The sequence below is a fragment of the Pseudomonas sp. MF6751 genome (genome assembly GCF_016613265.1).
GTDB lineage: Bacteria > Pseudomonadota > Gammaproteobacteria > Pseudomonadales > Pseudomonadaceae > Aquipseudomonas > Aquipseudomonas fluorescens_BV.
Genome location: NZ_JAENSV010000009.1, coordinates 88,419 through 105,752, shown reverse-complemented (window position 1 = coordinate 105,752; position 17,334 = coordinate 88,419). Strand labels below are relative to the sequence as shown.

General features: G+C 62.3%; 11 protein-coding genes. 3 read left to right on the top strand and 8 right to left on the bottom strand.

The features are described from left to right. The first annotated feature begins 32 nt into the window (after window positions 1-32). Window positions 33-2,114 carry a TonB-dependent receptor family protein gene (locus JJD66_RS10695; RefSeq protein ID WP_200648119.1) on the top strand — a complete coding sequence of 694 codons (2,082 nt, stop codon included), beginning with the start codon at window positions 33-35 and terminating at the stop codon, window positions 2,112-2,114. A gap of 98 nt (window positions 2,115-2,212) precedes the next feature. Here JJD66_RS10695 and JJD66_RS10690 read toward each other — a convergent pair whose 3' ends face one another. From JJD66_RS10690 to glnE, 8 genes are all read right to left on the bottom strand, one after another. Beyond that, window positions 2,213-3,664 carry a lipopolysaccharide kinase InaA family protein gene (locus JJD66_RS10690; RefSeq protein WP_198714738.1) on the bottom strand — a complete coding sequence of 484 codons (1,452 nt, stop codon included), beginning with the start codon at window positions 3,662-3,664 and terminating at the stop codon, window positions 2,213-2,215. Then, entirely contained in the window at window positions 3,664-4,416 is a 753-nt protein-coding gene (locus tag JJD66_RS10685; RefSeq protein ID WP_032904063.1) for a lipopolysaccharide kinase InaA family protein, read from the bottom strand. Before JJD66_RS10685 ends, JJD66_RS10690 begins: the two co-directional genes overlap by 1 nt. Further along, window positions 4,413-5,147, bottom strand: a complete 735-nt coding sequence (locus tag JJD66_RS10680) for a lipopolysaccharide kinase InaA family protein (protein ID WP_003187993.1) — start codon at window positions 5,145-5,147, stop codon at window positions 4,413-4,415. Before JJD66_RS10680 ends, JJD66_RS10685 begins: the two co-directional genes overlap by 4 nt. Next, window positions 5,147-5,953: a lipopolysaccharide core heptose(I) kinase RfaP gene (rfaP, locus tag JJD66_RS10675; RefSeq protein ID WP_200648118.1), complete on the bottom strand. Its 807-nt coding sequence runs from the start codon at window positions 5,951-5,953 to the stop codon at window positions 5,147-5,149. The genes JJD66_RS10680 and rfaP overlap by 1 nt, the downstream gene beginning before the upstream one ends. Further along, complete coding sequence (locus tag JJD66_RS10670) at window positions 5,950-7,074, bottom strand: glycosyltransferase family 4 protein (protein WP_014716627.1); 1,125 nt, start codon at window positions 7,072-7,074, stop codon at window positions 5,950-5,952. The genes rfaP and JJD66_RS10670 overlap by 4 nt, the downstream gene beginning before the upstream one ends. After that, on the bottom strand, window positions 7,074-8,135 hold the full coding sequence (waaC, locus tag JJD66_RS10665) for a lipopolysaccharide heptosyltransferase I (protein ID WP_200648117.1): 1,062 nt from the start codon (window positions 8,133-8,135) through the stop codon (window positions 7,074-7,076). Before waaC ends, JJD66_RS10670 begins: the two co-directional genes overlap by 1 nt. Before the next feature lies 1 nt (window position 8,136). Then, window positions 8,137-9,171, bottom strand: a complete 1,035-nt coding sequence (gene waaF / locus JJD66_RS10660) for a lipopolysaccharide heptosyltransferase II (protein ID WP_060764898.1) — start codon at window positions 9,169-9,171, stop codon at window positions 8,137-8,139. 221 nt (window positions 9,172-9,392) lie between these two features. Beyond that, entirely contained in the window at window positions 9,393-12,332 is a 2,940-nt protein-coding gene (gene glnE / locus JJD66_RS10655; RefSeq protein ID WP_200648116.1) for a bifunctional [glutamate--ammonia ligase]-adenylyl-L-tyrosine phosphorylase/[glutamate--ammonia-ligase] adenylyltransferase, read from the bottom strand. A 383-nt stretch (window positions 12,333-12,715) separates the two neighbouring features. Between glnE and aceE the strand changes: the two genes are divergently transcribed. Both aceE and aceF read left to right on the top strand, forming a co-directional pair. Next, the gene (aceE, locus tag JJD66_RS10650) at window positions 12,716-15,361 is read left to right on the top strand and encodes a pyruvate dehydrogenase (acetyl-transferring), homodimeric type (RefSeq protein ID WP_003187985.1); all 2,646 of its coding nucleotides are present in this window, start codon (window positions 12,716-12,718) and stop codon (window positions 15,359-15,361) included. 11 nt (window positions 15,362-15,372) lie between these two features. Next, entirely contained in the window at window positions 15,373-17,019 is a 1,647-nt protein-coding gene (aceF, locus tag JJD66_RS10645) for a dihydrolipoyllysine-residue acetyltransferase (protein ID WP_054918893.1), read from the top strand. Window positions 17,020-17,334: the final 315 nt, after the last annotated feature.

Sequence of the window (17,334 nt, the reverse complement as noted above, 5' to 3'; positions counted from 1 at the left end):
CAGTTGCGCTGCGCCACAGACCCGGCCCCCTCATGACATCATCCACTCCCTGCCGCCTTGCCCTGCTCTTGCTGGGCCTGTGCAGCAATGCCCAGGCCGACGATACGCCGCTGATACTTGACCCCAGCGTGGTCACCGGCTCGCGCAGCGCCAGCCCGACGTTCGATTTGCCCTATTCCGTGGACGGCATCAACCGCGAGCAGATCAGTGACGGCCAGCTCGGCATCAACGCCTCCGAAGCCCTGTCCCGCGTGCCCGGCCTGGTGGTGCAGAACCGTCAGAATTACGCGCAAGACCTGCAGATCTCGTCCCGAGGCTTCGGCGCCCGTTCAGCATTCGGCGTGCGCGGCATCAAGCTGATCGCCGACGGCATCCCCGCCAGTACCCCGGATGGCCAGGGCCAGGCCGCGACGTTCAACCTCGACACGGCCGAGCGCATCGAAGTGCTGCGCGGCCCGGCGGCGACGCTGTATGGCAGCAACGCCGGGGGCGTGATCCAGATGTTCTCTCGCGACGGTGAAGGCCCGCCGCGTATCGGCGCCGAAACCCTGGTGGGCAGCGACGGCCTGAACAAGAACCACCTCAGCGCCGAGGGAGCGGCGAATGGCGCCGGGTTTGTGCTCGACGCCTCGCGCATGGACACCAACGGCTACCGCGATCACAGCAGCGCGCGCCGCGACCAGACCTTCGCCAAGCTCAATGTCGAGCCCGATGACGACAGCAAGCTGGCATTGATCTACAGCAGCCTGGAGCAGAACGGTACGCAAGATCCACTGGGGCAGACCTGGGCAGCGTACAAGGCCGAACCGCGCTCGGTAAGCGCCAATGCGCTGAACTACAACACGCGTAAAAGTATCGATCATCAGCAATTGGGGATGAATTACGAGCGGTATTTCGGTGGCGCGACCTTGCAGGTCAATGCCTACACCGGGCGGCGCAGTGTGATTCAGTACCTGTCGATCCCCAAAGGCACGCCCGCCAACGAACGCGGCGGTGGCGTGGTGCAATTTGATCGAAAGTTCTACGGCGGCAGCGTGCGCTGGATGCAGCCCATCGAAAGCGCGCCTGGTGAGCTGATGATCATTACCGGCCTGGACTTCGACCAAAGCGAAGACAGCCGCCATGGCTATCAGAACTACAGCGGCAATGCCCTCGGCGTGAAAGGCCAACTACGCCGCGACGAAATCGACACGGCTCGCAGCCTCGACCCGTATATCCAAGCCAACTGGGCCCTCGACCGCTGGACCCTGCAAGCCGGCGTGCGCCACAGCACGATGCAGATGGACGTCGATGATCAGTTCCTGAGCAATGGCGACGCCAGCGGCAACAAGACCTACCAGAAAAACACCCCTTCGATGAGCGTGATGTACGCGCTCACCCCCGACTTGCACGCCTACATCAGCGCAGGCAAAGGCTTTGAAACCCCGACTCAGGCCGAGTTGGCCTATGCACCGGGCAACGCCGAGGGCTTCAACTTCGGCTTGAAGCCGTCTGAAAGCACGCAATATGAAATGGGCGTGAAAGCGCAACTGAACAACACGCGGATCAACGCCGCCATTTTCCAGATCACCACCGAGGACGAACTGGTGGTGCAGCAATCCATCGGTGGCCGTACCAGCTACCAGAACGCCGGTCGCACGTTGCGCCGCGGCTTCGAACTGGGTATTGAAAGCCAGCTGAGCGACCACTGGAGCACCAGCCTCGCCTACACCCGCCTGCACGCAACCTACGACAGCGACTTTACCAGCGGCGCCAACACCATCGACAAAGGCAACTACCTCCCCGGCGTGCCACAAACCACCCTGTTCGCCGAACTGAACTGGAAACCACGGGACTGGGTCAGCACCGCCATCGAAGGCATGTACCACAGCAAGGTCTACGTAGAAGACACCAACCAACAACACGCCGCGCCGGCCTACAGCGTCTTCAACTGGCGCGCACGGTTTGAGCAGAAGGTAGAGCACTGGACCTTTCACCAGACCCTGCGCCTGGATAATCTGCTGGATCGTCAGTACGTAGGGTCGGTGATTGTGGGGGATGGCAATAACCGCTATTACGAAGCGGCGCCGGGGCGATCGTGGTATGCGGGGGCTGGGGCGCAGTACCAGTTCTGAATGCAGCGCCTGGACGGGCGCCATCGCGGGCAAGCCCGCTCCCACATTTTGACCGCGTTCACAGATCAAGTGTGGGAGCGGGCTTGCCCGCGATAGGTTTAACTGCCGACACCCGCCTCTTTGGGCAAGCGCTGGTCAATCACCTGGTACAACGCACTGTCTTGCGGCCAGTTACGCATAAACCTTGCACGGTCTTTGGCATAGGCCGGCGTAAAGCTGGCAGCGGATGGGTGCTGGCACATGGCATCCAGGTCAATCATCGCCCAGCGCCCGTCGCTCCAGAACAGGTTATGGCCTTTGAAATCCCCATGGCTGATGCGCTCGCGGATCAAGTCGGCAAACAACTGGTCCAGCGCCTGCAACTCGCTCTCGGGCGCCTCGCCGCTCTCCACATACGGCGCAAAGCGCTCGATGATGTCCGGCCCAGGCAGGTATTCGGTGACCAGATAGGCGCGGCTGCGCAACCACAGGAACCGTTTCTCCAGCACCGCCAGCGGCTTGGGTGTGGCGAAGCCCAGGAAGGCCAGGCGGTTGCCTTCGCGCCAGGAGTGCCAGGCGCGGCTCGGGCGCCAGAAGCGCTTGAGCCAATGGGCAAAACCCTTGATGTTGTAGCGCTTGATCACCAGCGGCCGGCCGGCCACGTCGACCTTGGCCACGCTCGCCGCGCCACCGGTCTTGTACAGGTGACCCTGGTCGAGCAACGCATCGGCTTGCTCAAGCACCGGCACCATCGCGGCTTCCTCTTCGCGGCGGATCGCACGCAAGCCAAAAGCGCCGCGCACCACACTGAACAGCGTGCATTCGCGGCCGGTCTTGTCCAGGTAGTCTCTCAAACGCCAGGCGCTGACTTTACGCACCTGTTTTTCCAGGGCTTGCATTGGCAAGGCGTGTTCGCCGTTGGCCAGCAAGTAATACACCAGCAACTCCTCGGTAAAGGGCTCGAGGTTTTTCGGCAGCTGGGCGAAGAACACACCGAGGTTCTCCAGCACTCGATTGCGCGACAACGCCTTGCCCGCCTCTTCGACACGAATGCCGGCGCCATCGATCAGATACAGCTTGCCATCCTTGCGTAGCAAGTTGTCCAGGTGCAGGTCTTCTTGCCACAGGCCCTTGGCATGCATCTGGGCGATCGCGCCCAGCGCTTCGGCGAGCACAGCGGTTTGTTCATCCGCCAACGGCGGCAGGTTTTCGACGGCGAGCCAAGCGTCGGACAGGCTTTGGGCCCCCTCGATAAATTCAAACAGCAGCCAACCGCCCTCGCCGTCCTGCAAGCCATCGGCCAGCAGCAACGGCGTGGTCAGGCCTTGCTCAGCCAACAGACGCACACCCGCGAGCTCACGCTGAAAATGCCGCGCCGCCTTGCTGCCCACCAACAACTTGGCCAACACCGGGCGCCCCCGCCACACAGCGGCACCCACGTAGCGCTGCCCCGGCAACACCCGCAGCAGGCTCAGCAATTGCAATTGCCCAGGGCCGGCGGCATCCGCCAGGTCGAGGGTCAGTGGCAGGCTGGGGGTACGCCCAGCCGTTTTCAGCTCGGATAAACGCATCAGCGGTTCTCCTTATGGCTGCGGCGCGCGGTCAGGCGCTGGTGCCAAGTCGACACCAGGGCACTGTCCTCGGGCTGCTCAAGGTACGCCGCCAGCAGTTGGCGCACCTGCGCATCCGACCATTGCGGCGCGCGTCGCAGCAAAGGTTCCAGGTCCTTGACCCGGTCACGCCAGCCAAACAACAGCGGGCGGGTTTTCTCCAGGTCGATCAACTGTGCGGCATACCCCTCACCGGCAGGCTGCAGGAAAATATGCTTGGGGTAAAAACAGCCATGCACTTGCCCGACGCTGTGCAGATGACGCGCCAGCTTGCCGCACGCCAACAGGATCGCACTGTGCTGGGCTGCGCTCAATTGCGACCACTGCTCCAGCAACGAGTCCAGGTCATTCCAGCCATCCAGCGCACGGGTGAGCAGCATCGCCCGGCGCTCACCCTTGACCTTGCGCTCACCGAAGAACGCCGCTTGCAGGGCCGGGATGCCGAGCTTTCGATACAGGCTGATGTTGCGAAACTCGCGGGCAAAACTCGGCTCACCAAACGGCCGGTGCAAGGTGCGCGTGAGGTAGTTGCTCTGGCGCTTGAGGTAGTAGCCCTGCCCCTCAAGCTCCAGGCGATAGACACTGCTCCAACCGTCGCCGCTGGTGTTCGGCTCGTCCACCGCATCCAGTTGCTTGGCCCACAGGGCGTCGAAGGTCGCCAGGCCGTTGCGCTCAAGCAGAGCGCGGTCTTCAGCCGCCAGGAAGTCACTCATTCGCGTCCCTCGAAAAACTTCACCACATGGCGAATTCGCTGTTTGTCCGACGCGGTCAGGTGCGCGCGCTGGCGATATTGCAGGTAGAAACGCAGGCGCTGGGTGGCCGACAAGTGATACTTGGCGACTTTGTCCAGGCAGGCCAGGTCCTTGGTGATGCGGTACTTGAGCCAGAAGCCGCGCCAGAAATCACCGTTGGGGCAGTCGATCAGGTACAGGGTGCGCTGATCGTCCACCAGCAGGTTGCGCCACTTCAAGTCGTTATGGGTGAAGCGGTGATCGTGCATGGTGCGCGTGTATTCGGCGAGCTGGCGGCTGATGCCATCGACCCACCGGGGGTCTTTGAGGCGCTCATCGTGACGCTCGGCCAGCACCGACAGATCTTCGGTCTTGGGCAGTTCACGGGTGATCATGGCGCCACGGTTATAGGCCAGGCCCTTGCGGTCCAGGCCCCAGGCCACCACGTCGGCGGTGGGGATGCCCCACTTGGCGAAACGCTTGAGGTTCTGCCATTCGGATTTCACCCGCGGCCTGCCCAGGTAACGACGCAGGCCCTTGCCGGCACCTACGTAGCGCTTGACGTAATAATTGACCCCGCCACGCTCCACCCGAATCACTTCCGACAACGGGTCGCGGGTCAGCCGCTCGCCTTGCAAGGCGAACACCGCGTCCAGGCTTCCAAAGTCATCCGCGAGGGCGGCGTAGGCAGGTTCCAGATTCCAACCCGCCATCAGATCGCATCCCCGTATCGTTGTTTACGCGCATACAGCTTTGCTGCCATGCGTTGCAGCGCAGACAACAGCGCGGTTTGCTCCGCCAGGATCTGGCGCAGCGGCTGCTGGAAGTAGGCCTTGAGAAAACGCAGCTTGTCGCGCTGGGTCAAGCCGATCTCCAACGCGGAGTAATACAGGCCGGCCAAGTCTTTGTTGCGCCAGCGCACGGGGATCGTCGCACGCACCTGGGCACGGTGCAGGTCGATCACCGACAGCTTGAGGTTGTCGACGCTGATAGGCCGGTCGGTGTGCAGCAGGAAATGGCAGAGGTAGCAGTCACGGTGGTTGACGCCGCCCCGGTGCATCGCGCCCACGGTACGCGCCAGCTCAAGGGTCAAGGCATGCTTGATCGCCGGCACGGGCGGTTGCTTGACCCAGTCCAGGGTCAGGTCTTCCAGGCTGATGATGGGGGTCAGTTCCTGGGTGATGATGAACGAGTGCTGGTCGGCCGGGTTGCTGCCTTTTTCACCGAACGCCACGGCGGTCATGGTCGGTACGCCAAGCGCCTGCAAGCGCTGGATCGCCACCCACTCCTGGCCCGCGCCCAACACCGGTAATTTGGCAGTAACCAGGTTTTTGAGGATTTCGCCCCAGCCGATCCCACGGTGGATCTTCACAAAATAAGGCTGGCCCTCGACCACCGTACGCAACGTACGGCGAGCGGCCAGCTCGCGGAACACCTGGCCTTCCAGCTTCTCGACCTCGGCAAACGCATCGCGTCCGGCCCAGAGGGTCTTGAAGGGTTCGGCTAGAATCAACTTCATCGGTTTGGCTCCGCCAGAATCAGGTCCGCAGCGTACTGCGGCATGCTAAAGAGGTCGGCCGTCTCGGCGAAGGCCAGACCATTGCGACTCCAGGTCGCACGCGCTTGTGGGTCGTCGAGCATATCGACCAGATACTGGTTGAGCTGGGTTTGCTCGAACGGCTCGTCCAACACCCGGCCGCTCTGGGCCTTGTCGATGTAGAACGCGTAGCCGCACACCTGGCTCACCAGTACCGGGAGGCCGGCGACCACCGCTTCGACCAGCACCATGCCGGCCGCCTCGTTGTACGCGGGGTGAATCAACAGGTCCGCCCCCAGCAGGAAACGCGGAATATCATTGCGGCCCTTGAAGAACTGCACCTGGTCGCCCAGGCCCAGCGCCGCGCTCTGCAATTGGAATACTTTGGGGTCGTCCTGGCCGATTACAAATAGCCGGGTGCGTTTCTTCAGCCGCGAAGGCAGTGCGGCCAGCGCCTTGAGGCTGCGGTCGACCCCCTTGGTCTTGAACCCCGAACCGATCTGCACCAACAGCAGATCATCCTCGGCCAAGCCGAATTCAGCGCGGAACTCGGCGCGGATCTCGGCGGCGTTCGGCGGCGCGCGGCGGTCGCGGGCAATACCCGGTGGCAACAGGTGAAAACGCTCGGCCTGGGTGCCGTAATACTGGGTAAACAGCTGTTGCTGATGCTCGGACAACACCATGATCTGCGTCTTGGCGTTTTTATCGAACACGGCGCGCTCGTATTCGGCAAAGTGCTTGTAGCGCCCGAACCAGCGATACATCGGGTTGCGCAGGGTCTGGGCCTTGTCCTCGAACACACCGTCGGCGGCAAAATACAGGTCCAACCCCGGCATCTTGTTGAAGCCCACCACGCGGTCCACCGGGCGCTTGGCCAGGTCGGCCTGGATCCAGGCGTAGAGCTTTTCGTTGCGGCGGTGGTTGACCAAGGCCTTGACCGGCGCCACCAGCACCTCAAAGCCTGGCGGGATATCGCCTTCCCAGATCAGGGTGTACACCCGAATGCTGTGGCCGCGCTGCTGGCATTCCAGGGCGATGCGCATGAAGTCGCGCTGCAGGCCTCCGAAAGGAAAGTACTTGTACAGAACAAAAGCCAGTTGCATCAGTGCTGCTCCTCGGCCAGTAACAACGTGCTCAGCCGGCTTGCGACACGCTCCGGGTTCAGACGCGTGAAGCACAGGGGCGACTCGCGGGCGATGTCGAACCGCCGCAGGTCGTCGGCAGTGGGTTGATAAGTGCACCGTTTTTGCAGGCAAGGCGCACACGGCCAGTCGCTGGCCAAGTGAATCTGGCCCTTGCCGTAGGCACCGGTGAGGCCTGGGTTGGTGGGGCCGAACAGGGAAATGGTCGGCACGTCCAATGCCGCCGCCAAGTGGCCAAGGCCGGTGTCGACGGCCACGCAGGCACGGGCGCTCGCCAAGACACGGGCAACGCCCGCCAGGTTGAGCTTGGGCAACACTTCGGCGTTGGGCAGGCCCAGGGCCAGGCGTTCGGCCCGCGCCTTTTCGGCGGCGTTGCCCCACGGCAGCTTTACGTCCACGCCCAGGCGGCCCATGCGTTCGGCCAGCTCGCGCCAATAGGCTTCGGGCCAGTGCTTGGTGTCCCAGGTAGTACCGTGCAGCAGCAATACGAACGGTTTTTTCGGCGGCAGGCCGAGCAGCTTTTCAACGCTCAGGCCGTAGTCGCCCAGGCGTTGGGGCAGGTCGTAGCCCAGCGCCACGGCGAACAGCTGGCGCAAACGCTCCACCGCATGCTGCCCACGGGCCACGGCCAGGCGCCGCGAATAAAAGCGCGCAGCCAGAGGTTCACGCGCAGAATCTTTGTCGAAGCCAGCGATGGGCGCCCGCACATAGCGGGTCAGCCAGGCGCTTTTGAGCAAGCCCTGGGCGTCGATCACCAGGTCATATTTGGTCGACTGCACCGCCTGCTTGAAGCGCCGCCATTCGCCGCTCTTGACGGTTTGCCAGAGGTTCTTGCGCCAGCGGCGAATCGCTACCGGGATGACCTTGTCGACCGCCGGGTGCCAGGTTGGGATTTCGGCAAAGCCTTCTTCCACCACCCAGTCGAACCGAATACCGGGAACTGCTCGCGCTGCGTCGGTGAGGGCCGGCAAGGCATGGATCACGTCGCCCAGGGATGAGGTCTTGATTACCAGAACCCGCAACTCAGTGAACCTCGACCACGTCGCCCTGCAAACGCTGCAAGGCATCGGTTACCGGCTGGGGCAGCAACTGGCGCAGGCAGTTGTAGTGGCCGAAGCGGCATGTGCGGTCAAAACAGGGGCTGCAATCCAGACCCAGGCGCACCACTTCGACCTTGTCGGCCAACGGCGGAGTGAAGCCTGGGGATGTGGAGCCGTACACGGCCACCAGCGGACGGTTCAGCGCCGCCGCCACATGCATCAGGCCGGAGTCGTTTGACACCACCGAGTCGGCGCACGACAACAGGTCAATGGCCTCAGCCAGGGACGTGTCGCCACTGAGGTTCACCGCTTCTTCACGCAGGCCGGGGATAAGGCGCTGGCGAATGTCTTCACCCACCGAATGATCGTTCTTGGAACCGAACAACCACACCTGCCAGCCTTCGCGGATCTTAGTTTCAGCGACTTTGGCGTAATGCTCCGACGGCCAGCGCTTGGACTCGCCAAACTCGGCGCCCGGGCACAAGGCCAATACGGGCCGATCCAGAGTGAGGCCGAACTTGGCCAGCGCCGCGTCACGGGTCACCGGGTCGATCTGCAAGCTGGGGCGCGGGTACGGCTTGGGCAGTTCAGCGCCCGGCTCGTAGGCCAAAGCCATAAAGCGTTCGATCATCAACGGGTAACGGGCTTTATCCAGGGTGCGTACGTCATTGAGCAGCACATAGCGAAACTCGCCGCGCCAGCCGGTGCGCTTGGGGATACCGGCAAAGTACGGCACCAGCGCCGACTTCAGCGAGTTAGGCAGCAGGATCGCCTGGTCGTACTGGCCCGCCATGGACTTGCCGATGCGTCGGCGGGTCGCCAACTCCAGGGCACCGTGGCCGAGCGGGAAGCTCAAGGCCTTGCGCACCTCGGGCATGCGCTCAAGGATCGGCCGGCTCCACTCAGGGGCGAGCACGTCGATCTGGCAGTCTGGATAGCGCAGGCGCAGGCACTGAAACAGTGTCTGTGCCATCACCATGTCACCGACCCAACTGGGCCCAACGATCAGAATATTCATGTAGTTTCCACAAACGATGCGGGGAGGCCTATGCCTCCCCGCCTCGATAATGACTGTAGATCGCGGTGCGCCAGGGAGCATCTTTATGTGGGAGCTGGCTTGCCTGCGATCGCATCACCTCGGTATCCCTGATAAACCGAGGCGCCTGTATCGCGGGCAAGCCCGGCTCCCACATTAATCCGCATCCCATATAAAAATTGGCGTCGCCAATCAGTCGAATTTCAATTTAAGCCCAGCACCTGCCAGATTCGCATCACCTGTCGCCGCTCGTCGGCGAACTGGTCCCCGGCTACCGTACCGGCCTCGTTCTGCAAAGCCTGGCGGTGCGCGGCTGAGCGGTAGGCCTTGTACACTTCACGCAGCAAATGGGCATCGGCGGCGGGCATCAGCCCGACCTGCTCCAGGCCCTCCAGAATGCGGATATTGTCGGTGTAGCGCAGCAACGATGGATGTTGCGCAGACCACGCCAAAGCCGCGTATTGCACCATAAATTCAATATCGACGATACCTCCGGCGTCCTGCTTGAGGTCGAACAGCGCCGTGGCCTCGAAGGCATTGGCGCCCCTGCCGGCCGTCGTGGCCTTGGTGCCCAGGTTGTCACGCATCTTGGCACGCATCTCGCTGACCTCCTGGCGCAGCTTCTCCAAGTCCCGCTCACGCCCCAACACGTTAGCCCGTACCTGCTCGAACGCCTGGCCCACGTCCTGGCTGCCCACCAGCACCCGTGCGCGGATCAGGGCCTGATGTTCCCAGGTCCAGGCTTCATTTTGTTGATAGCGATCAAACGCCCCCAGGGAACTCACCAACAAGCCGGATGCGCCGGAAGGTCGCAGGCGCATGTCCACTTCATACAACTGGCCGGAGTTGGTCTGGGTGGTCAGCAGGTGAATGATGCGCTGGCCCAGGCGTGTAAAGAATTGCGCGCCATCGATCGGCTTGGCACCGTCCGTCTCGGCCTGGGGGTCGCCGTCATGGATAAACACCAGGTCCAGGTCCGAACCATGCCCCAGTTCGATGCCGCCGACTTTCCCATAACCGACAATGATGAACCCAGGATCGCACAGGGTGCCGTCCAGGCGCTGTGGCGAGCCGTGACGGGCGACCGTCTGGCGCCAGGCCAGGGCCAGCACTTGTTCAAGAATCGCTTCGGCCAGCCAGGTGAGGTAGTCGCTGACCTTCATCAACGGCAGGCTGCCGGCGATTTCGGAAGCGGCCACCCGCAGGCGGTGCGCCAGCTTGAAATGGCGCAAGGCTTCCATTTGTTGCTCAAGGTCATCTTCGGGAATGCGCGTGAGGCGCTCGCGCAACTCAGCGGCCAGCTCCGGCGCCAGCGGCGGCTTGAACAAGCGGCCTTCGTTGAGTAATTCATCCAGCAACAGCGGGAAACGGGTGATCTGCTCGGCGATCCAAGGGCTGGCTGCGCACAATGTCAGCAGGCGACGCAGGGCGTCGGGGTTCTCGGTCAGCAACACCAGGTAGGCCGAACGCCGGGCCACGGCTTCTACCAGCGGCAATACGCGTTCCAGCACCAGGTCGGGGTTGGCATGTTCAACGGCCTGGGCCAGCAGGCGCGGGATGAACGCATCCAGGCGCTCGCGCCCCAGGCGCTGCATGGCGCGCAACTGCGGGCTGGCACGCAGGCTGGCCAAGGCCTTGAGGGCCTTGGGGGCATCGGTGAAACCGCCTTCACTCAGCTGGCGGCACGCGGCGTCGTCATCCTGGGACTCCTCCCACAACGGCAGCCATTCACCACCGACCACCAATTCGCTTTCTTCGCCCTCTTCTTCATCAGGGTCGGCAATCACCTGGCGAAAGTGCCAGTCCACACGGCCACGCCAGTACATCAGGCGCTCGTGAAACGCGGCCCAGTCACTGAAGCCCAGCATAAAGGCAATGCGCGCCTGGTCTTCGGGGCTGTCCGGCAGCATTTGCGTCTGGCGGTCGGCAATCGCCTGGATCGCATGTTCGGTGTAGCGCAGGAACTGGTAACCGCTGCGCAGCTCGCTGATCACCGCTGCGGGCAAATAACCCTGGCCTTCCAGCGTGCCCAGCACGTTCAACAGCGGGCGTTGCTGCAGGCTGAGGTCGCGGCCGCCATGGATCAGCTGGAATGCCTGCGCGATAAATTCCACCTCACGAATGCCGCCCGCGCCCAGCTTGATATTGTCGGCCATGCCCTTGCGCCGCACTTCCTGCTGGATCAGTTGCTTCATGGTGCGCAGCGCTTCGATGGCCGAGAAGTCCAGATAACGGCGATAGACAAACGGGCGCAGCATGTCGAGCAGTTGCGCGCCAGCCGCCTGGTCGCCGGCCACCACCCGCGCCTTGATCATGGCGTAGCGCTCCCAGTCCCGGCCCTGGTCCTGGTAGTACTGCTCCAGCGCGTTGAAGCTGAGCACCAGGGCGCCGGCCGAACCGTAGGGGCGCAGGCGCATGTCGACGCGGAAGACAAAACCGTCGACGGTCATCGGGTCCAGGGCCTTGATCAGTTTTTGACCCAGGCGAATAAAGAACTCCTGATTATCCAGGGCGCGCTTCACGCCCACCGTCTCGCCGCCCTCGGGGTAGGCGAAGATCAGGTCGATATCCGACGACAGGTTCAGTTCCACCGCACCGAGCTTGCCCATGCCGAGGATGACCATGTGCTGTGCCTCGCCGCTGCGCGCTCCGGTCGGCGTGCCGAACTGGGCGCAGTGGCGCTGGTACAGCCATTGATAGGCCTGGTCGATGCAGGCGTCGGCCATGTCGGACAGATCGCGACAGGTTTGCACCAGGTCGGCCTGGCGTGTGAGGTCGCGCCAGATGATGCGCACCTGCTGGCGCGTGCGTTGGCGGCGCAGCACGCGGCCCAGTTCATCTTCTGTTTCGGCCTGTTGCACCGCACCGGCTATCTGGCTGCATAGCTCGCCGGGCGCAAAGCCGCGGTCCAGCTCGCCCCAGGCCACCAGCTCCAGCAACATCAAAGGGTCACGAACACTCTGTTCAATGACGAAATCACTGGCGGCGCACACGCGGGCGAAGTCGGCCCACCGTTGCGGCGTCCACGCAGAAAGGCCATGATCGTCATCCAGCGCGGCCACCGCGTCACGAAATGACTGCTCGGCCCGGTTGGCGTAAGGCAACAGAATGGCCGGCAGTTCGGCCAGCGTTGGAAGGCTCATGGTCTATCCTTGATCGGCGTGTAAATGGCGTGTAGTTGTGAAGGCAAGAGCCATGCTCGGTGAAGGACTGTCGAACAAAGGTTAGAAATAGCTGAAATTAAATTAATCTTGGCAGGCAACATCAAAGTTTCACCTTTTCTTGTTCGCAATAGACCAACAATAACGATTATGCTCACCAGCAAGACCGAGCCATACGCTCAGTCTTGTGTAGTTTTACTACTCGTATATACATTCGAAAGGCTGAAATGGCCGACGATTTGTAGTAAAACTACAGGACGCCGAAGCAACCTTCGGCCATCCAAGAATTTATGTCGTCTGCCCACAAGGCCAGTCGCAAACTTCAGGCAACCGATTCTGGTAGCCTTTCCGCCCTGGAGCAAGCCATGCAAGACCTCGATCCCGTCGAAACCCAGGAATGGCTGGACGCCCTGGAATCGGTTCTCGACAAAGAAGGCGAAGACCGTGCTCACTACCTGATGACCCGTATGGGCGAACTCGCGACCCGCAGCGGCTCGCAACTGCCTTACGCCATCACTACGCCATACCGCAACACCATCCCCGTTACCCACGAAGCACGCATGCCTGGCGACCTGTTCATGGAACGCCGCATTCGCTCGCTGGTACGTTGGAACGCCATGGCGATGGTAATGCGCACGAACTTGAAAGATTCGGACCTGGGCGGTCACATTTCCAGCTTCGCTTCCAGCGCAACCCTGTATGACATCGGCTTCAACTACTTCTTCCAGGCCCCGACCGACGAACACGGCGGCGACCTGATCTACTTCCAGGGCCACACCTCGCCAGGCGTCTACGCCCGTGCGTTCATGGAAGGTCGCATCAGCGAAGAACAAATGAACAACTTCCGCCAGGAAGTCGACGGTCAGGGCCTGTCGTCCTACCCGCACCCTTGGCTGATGCCTGATTTCTGGCAGTTCCCGACCGTTTCCATGGGTCTGGGCCCGATCCAGGCGATCTACCAGGCACGTTTCATGAAGTACCTGGAAGCCCGCGGCTTCATTCCGGAAGGCAAGCAGAAAGTCTGGTGCTTCCTGGGCGACGGCGAGTGCGACGAGCCGGAATCCCTGGGCGCCATCTCCCTGGCCGGCCGCGAGAAGCTCGACAACCTGATCTTCGTCATCAACTGCAACCTGCAGCGCCTCGACGGCCCGGTTCGCGGCAACGGCAAGATCATCCAGGAACTCGAAGGCGTGTTCCGCGGTGCTCAGTGGAACGTGACCAAAGTCATCTGGGGCCGTTTCTGGGACCCACTGCTGGCCAAGGACGTCGACGGTATCCTGCAACGTCGCATGGACGAAGTCATCGACGGCGAGTACCAGAACTACAAGGCCAAAGACGGCGCGTTCGTCCGCGAGCACTTCTTCAACACGCCTGAACTCAAGGCCATGGTTGCCGACCTGTCCGACGACGAAATCTGGAAGCTCAACCGTGGCGGCCACGACCCGTACAAGGTCTACGCGGCGTACCACGAAGCGGTCAACCACAAAGAACAACCCACCGTCATCCTGGCCAAGACCATCAAGGGTTATGGCACCGGTGCCGGCGAAGCGAAGAACACCGCGCACAACACCAAGAAAGTCGATGTCGACAGCCTGAAGTTGTTCCGCGACCGCTTCGACATCCCAGTCAAGGACGAAGAGCTGGAGAACCTGCCGTTCTTCAAGCCGGAGCCAAACAGCGCCGAAGCCCGCTACCTGAGCGAGCGTCGCAGCGCACTGGGCGGTTTCGTGCCACAGCGCCGTGCCAACAGCTTCAGCGTACCGACGCCAGACCTGAGCACCCTCAAGGCTATCCTTGACGGCTCGGGCGACCGTGAAATCTCCACCACCATGGCCTTCGTGCGCATCCTGGCGCAGCTGGTCAAGGACAAGGACATCGGCCCGCGCATCGTCCCGATCATCCCGGACGAAGCCCGTACCTTCGGTATGGAAGGCATGTTCCGTCAGTTGGGCATCTACTCCTCCGTCGGCCAGCTCTACGAGCCAGTCGATAAAGACCAGGTGATGTTCTACAAGGAAGACAAGAAGGGCCAGATCCTCGAAGAAGGCATCAACGAAGCGGGCGCCATGAGCTCCTTCATCGCTGCCGGTACTTCGTACTCCAGCCACAACCAGCCAATGCTGCCGTTCTACATCTTCTACTCGATGTTCGGCTTCCAGCGTATCGGCGACCTGGCCTGGGCCGCTGGCGACAGCCGCACCCGTGGCTTCCTGATCGGCGGCACCGCCGGCCGCACCACGCTGAACGGCGAAGGCCTGCAACACGAAGACGGTCACAGCCACATCCTGGCTGCCACCATCCCGAACTGCCGCACCTTTGATCCAACCTACGGCTATGAGCTGGCGGTGATCATCCAGGACGGCATGAAGAAGATGACCGAAGAGCAGCAGGACGTTTTCTACTACATCACCGTGATGAACGAGTCCTACCAGCAGCCAGCCATGCCGGCCGGTGTGGAAGAAGGCATCATCAAGGGCATGTACCTGCTCGAAGAAGACACCAAGGAAGCGGCGCACCACGTACAGCTGATGGGCTCCGGCACCATCCTGCGTGAAGTACGTGAAGCGGCGAAGATCCTGCGTGACGAGTTCAATGTAGGTGCCGACGTATGGAGCGTTACCAGCTTCAACGAACTGCGCCGCGACGGCCTGGCCGTGGAGCGCAGCAACCGTCTGCACCCTGGCCAGAAGCCAGCCAAGAGCTACGTCGAAGAGTGCCTGGCCGGCCGTAAGGGTCCAGTCATTGCCTCTACCGACTACATGAAACTGTTTGCAGAACAAATTCGCCAGTGGGTCCCGTCCAAGGAATTCAAAGTCCTGGGCACCGATGGTTTCGGCCGCAGTGACAGCCGCAAAAAGCTGCGTCACTTCTTCGAAGTCGACCGTCACTTCGTGGTGTTGGCAGCCCTGGAAGCCTTGGCTGACCGTGGTGAGATCGAACCCAAGGTGGTGGCTGACGCCATCGTCAAGTTCGGGATCAACCCGGAAAAACGCAACCCACTGGACTGCTGAGGAGATTTTTTGTGAGCGAACTCATTCGCGTACCTGACATCGGCAGCGGTGAAGGTGAAGTAATCGAGCTGTTTGTGAAGGTCGGCGACACCGTCGAAGCCGACCAGAGCATCCTGACCCTGGAGTCGGACAAGGCGAGCATGGAAATCCCTGCTCCCAAGGCCGGCGTGGTCAAGAGCCTGAAAGTGAAGCTGGGCGACCGCCTGAAGGAAGGCGACGAACTGCTGGAGCTGGAAATCGAAGGCGCTGCTGATGCAGCCCCTGCGGCCGCGGCTCCGGCCGCCGCTGCACCTGCACCTGCTGCTGAAAAGCCTGCCGCTGCCGAGGCTGCTCCAGCCCCGGCCGCTGCACCTGCCGCCGCGACCGTCCAGGACATTCACGTCCCGGACATCGGTTCGTCGGGCAAGGCCAAGATCATCGAGCTGCTGGTCAAGGTCGGCGACACCGTCGAAGCCGACCAGTCGCTGATCACCCTGGAGTCCGACAAGGCCTCCATGGAGATCCCATCGCCGGCTGCAGGCGTAGTGGAAAGCATCGCGGTCAAGCTGGAAGACGAAGTCGGCACCGGTGACTTCATCCTCAAGCTCAAAGTACAAGGTGCTGCGCCAGCCGCCGCACCAGCACCGGCTGCTGCTCCGGCTGCCAAGGCTGAAGCGGCACCTGCCGCTGCTGCCCCTGCACCGGCCGCAAAAGCCGAAGCTGCGCCAGCCCCTGCGGCGGCTGCACCTGCGCCAAGCGGTGCCAAGGTTCACGCCGGCCCAGCCGTGCGTCAGTTGGCCCGCGAGTTCGGCGTCGAGCTGAGCGCCGTCGCGGCCAGCGGCCCTCACGGCCGTGTGCTGAAGGAAGACGTGCAGGTTTACGTCAAAGCCATGATGCAAAAAGCCAAGGAAGCTCCGGCTGCCGGCGGCGCTACCGGTGGTTCGGGCATTCCGCCGATCCGTACCGTAGATTTCAGCCGCTTCGGCGAAATCGAAGAAGTGCCGATGACCCGCCTGATGCAAATCGGCGCGGCAGGCCTGCACGCCAGCTGGCTGAACATTCCGCACGTGACTCAATTCGACCAGGCCGATATCACCGACCTGGAAGCGTTCCGCGTTGCGCAGAAAGCCGTGGCCGAGAAGGCCGGCGTGAAGCTGACCGTGCTGCCACTGCTGCTCAAGGCCTGCGCACACCTGCTCAAGGAACTGCCGGACTTCAACAGCTCGCTGGCGCCAAGCGGCAAAGCGATCATTCGCAAGAAGTACGTGCACATCGGCTTTGCGGTCGACACCCCGGATGGCCTGCTGGTACCGGTCATCAAGAACGTCGATCAGAAGAGCCTCCTGCAACTCGCTGGCGAAGCGGCTGCGCTGGCTGCCAAGGCCCGCGACAAAAAGCTCACCCCGGACGACATGCAGGGCGCCTGCTTCACCATCTCCAGCCTCGGCCACATTGGCGGCACTGGCTTCACGCCAATCGTCAACGCGCCGGAAGTGGCGATCCTGGGTGTGTCCAAGGCCACCATCCAGCCTGTGTGGGACGGTAAAGCGTTCCAACCCAAGCTGATGCTGCCACTGTCGCTGTCCTACGATCACCGTGTGATCAACGGCGCTGCGGCTGCGCGCTTCACCCAGCGCCTGAGCCAGCTGCTGAACGACATCCGCACCATCCTGCTGTAAGTCGCAGGGCCTTCCCGTTACCTGGAAGGCCCTTGCCACACCGATTTCCGAGCGCCACGCTCGTACCTCAACCCCGCCACTTGGCGGGGCTTTTTTTGCCTGTCTTTTGTAGGAGCGAGCTTGCTGTGGCGAGGGAGCTTGCTCCCGCTGGAGTGCGAAGCGCTCCCAAGATTTTGGGGCCGCTGCGCAGCCCAGCGCAAGCAAGCTTGCTCGCCACACGCAAGCACCCTACCTGCGTCAACGCACCACTGATCACCCCAATTACAGAAATCCCTCGCGCGGCCGATAACAGGCTTATAGCACTTAGCCTTCATC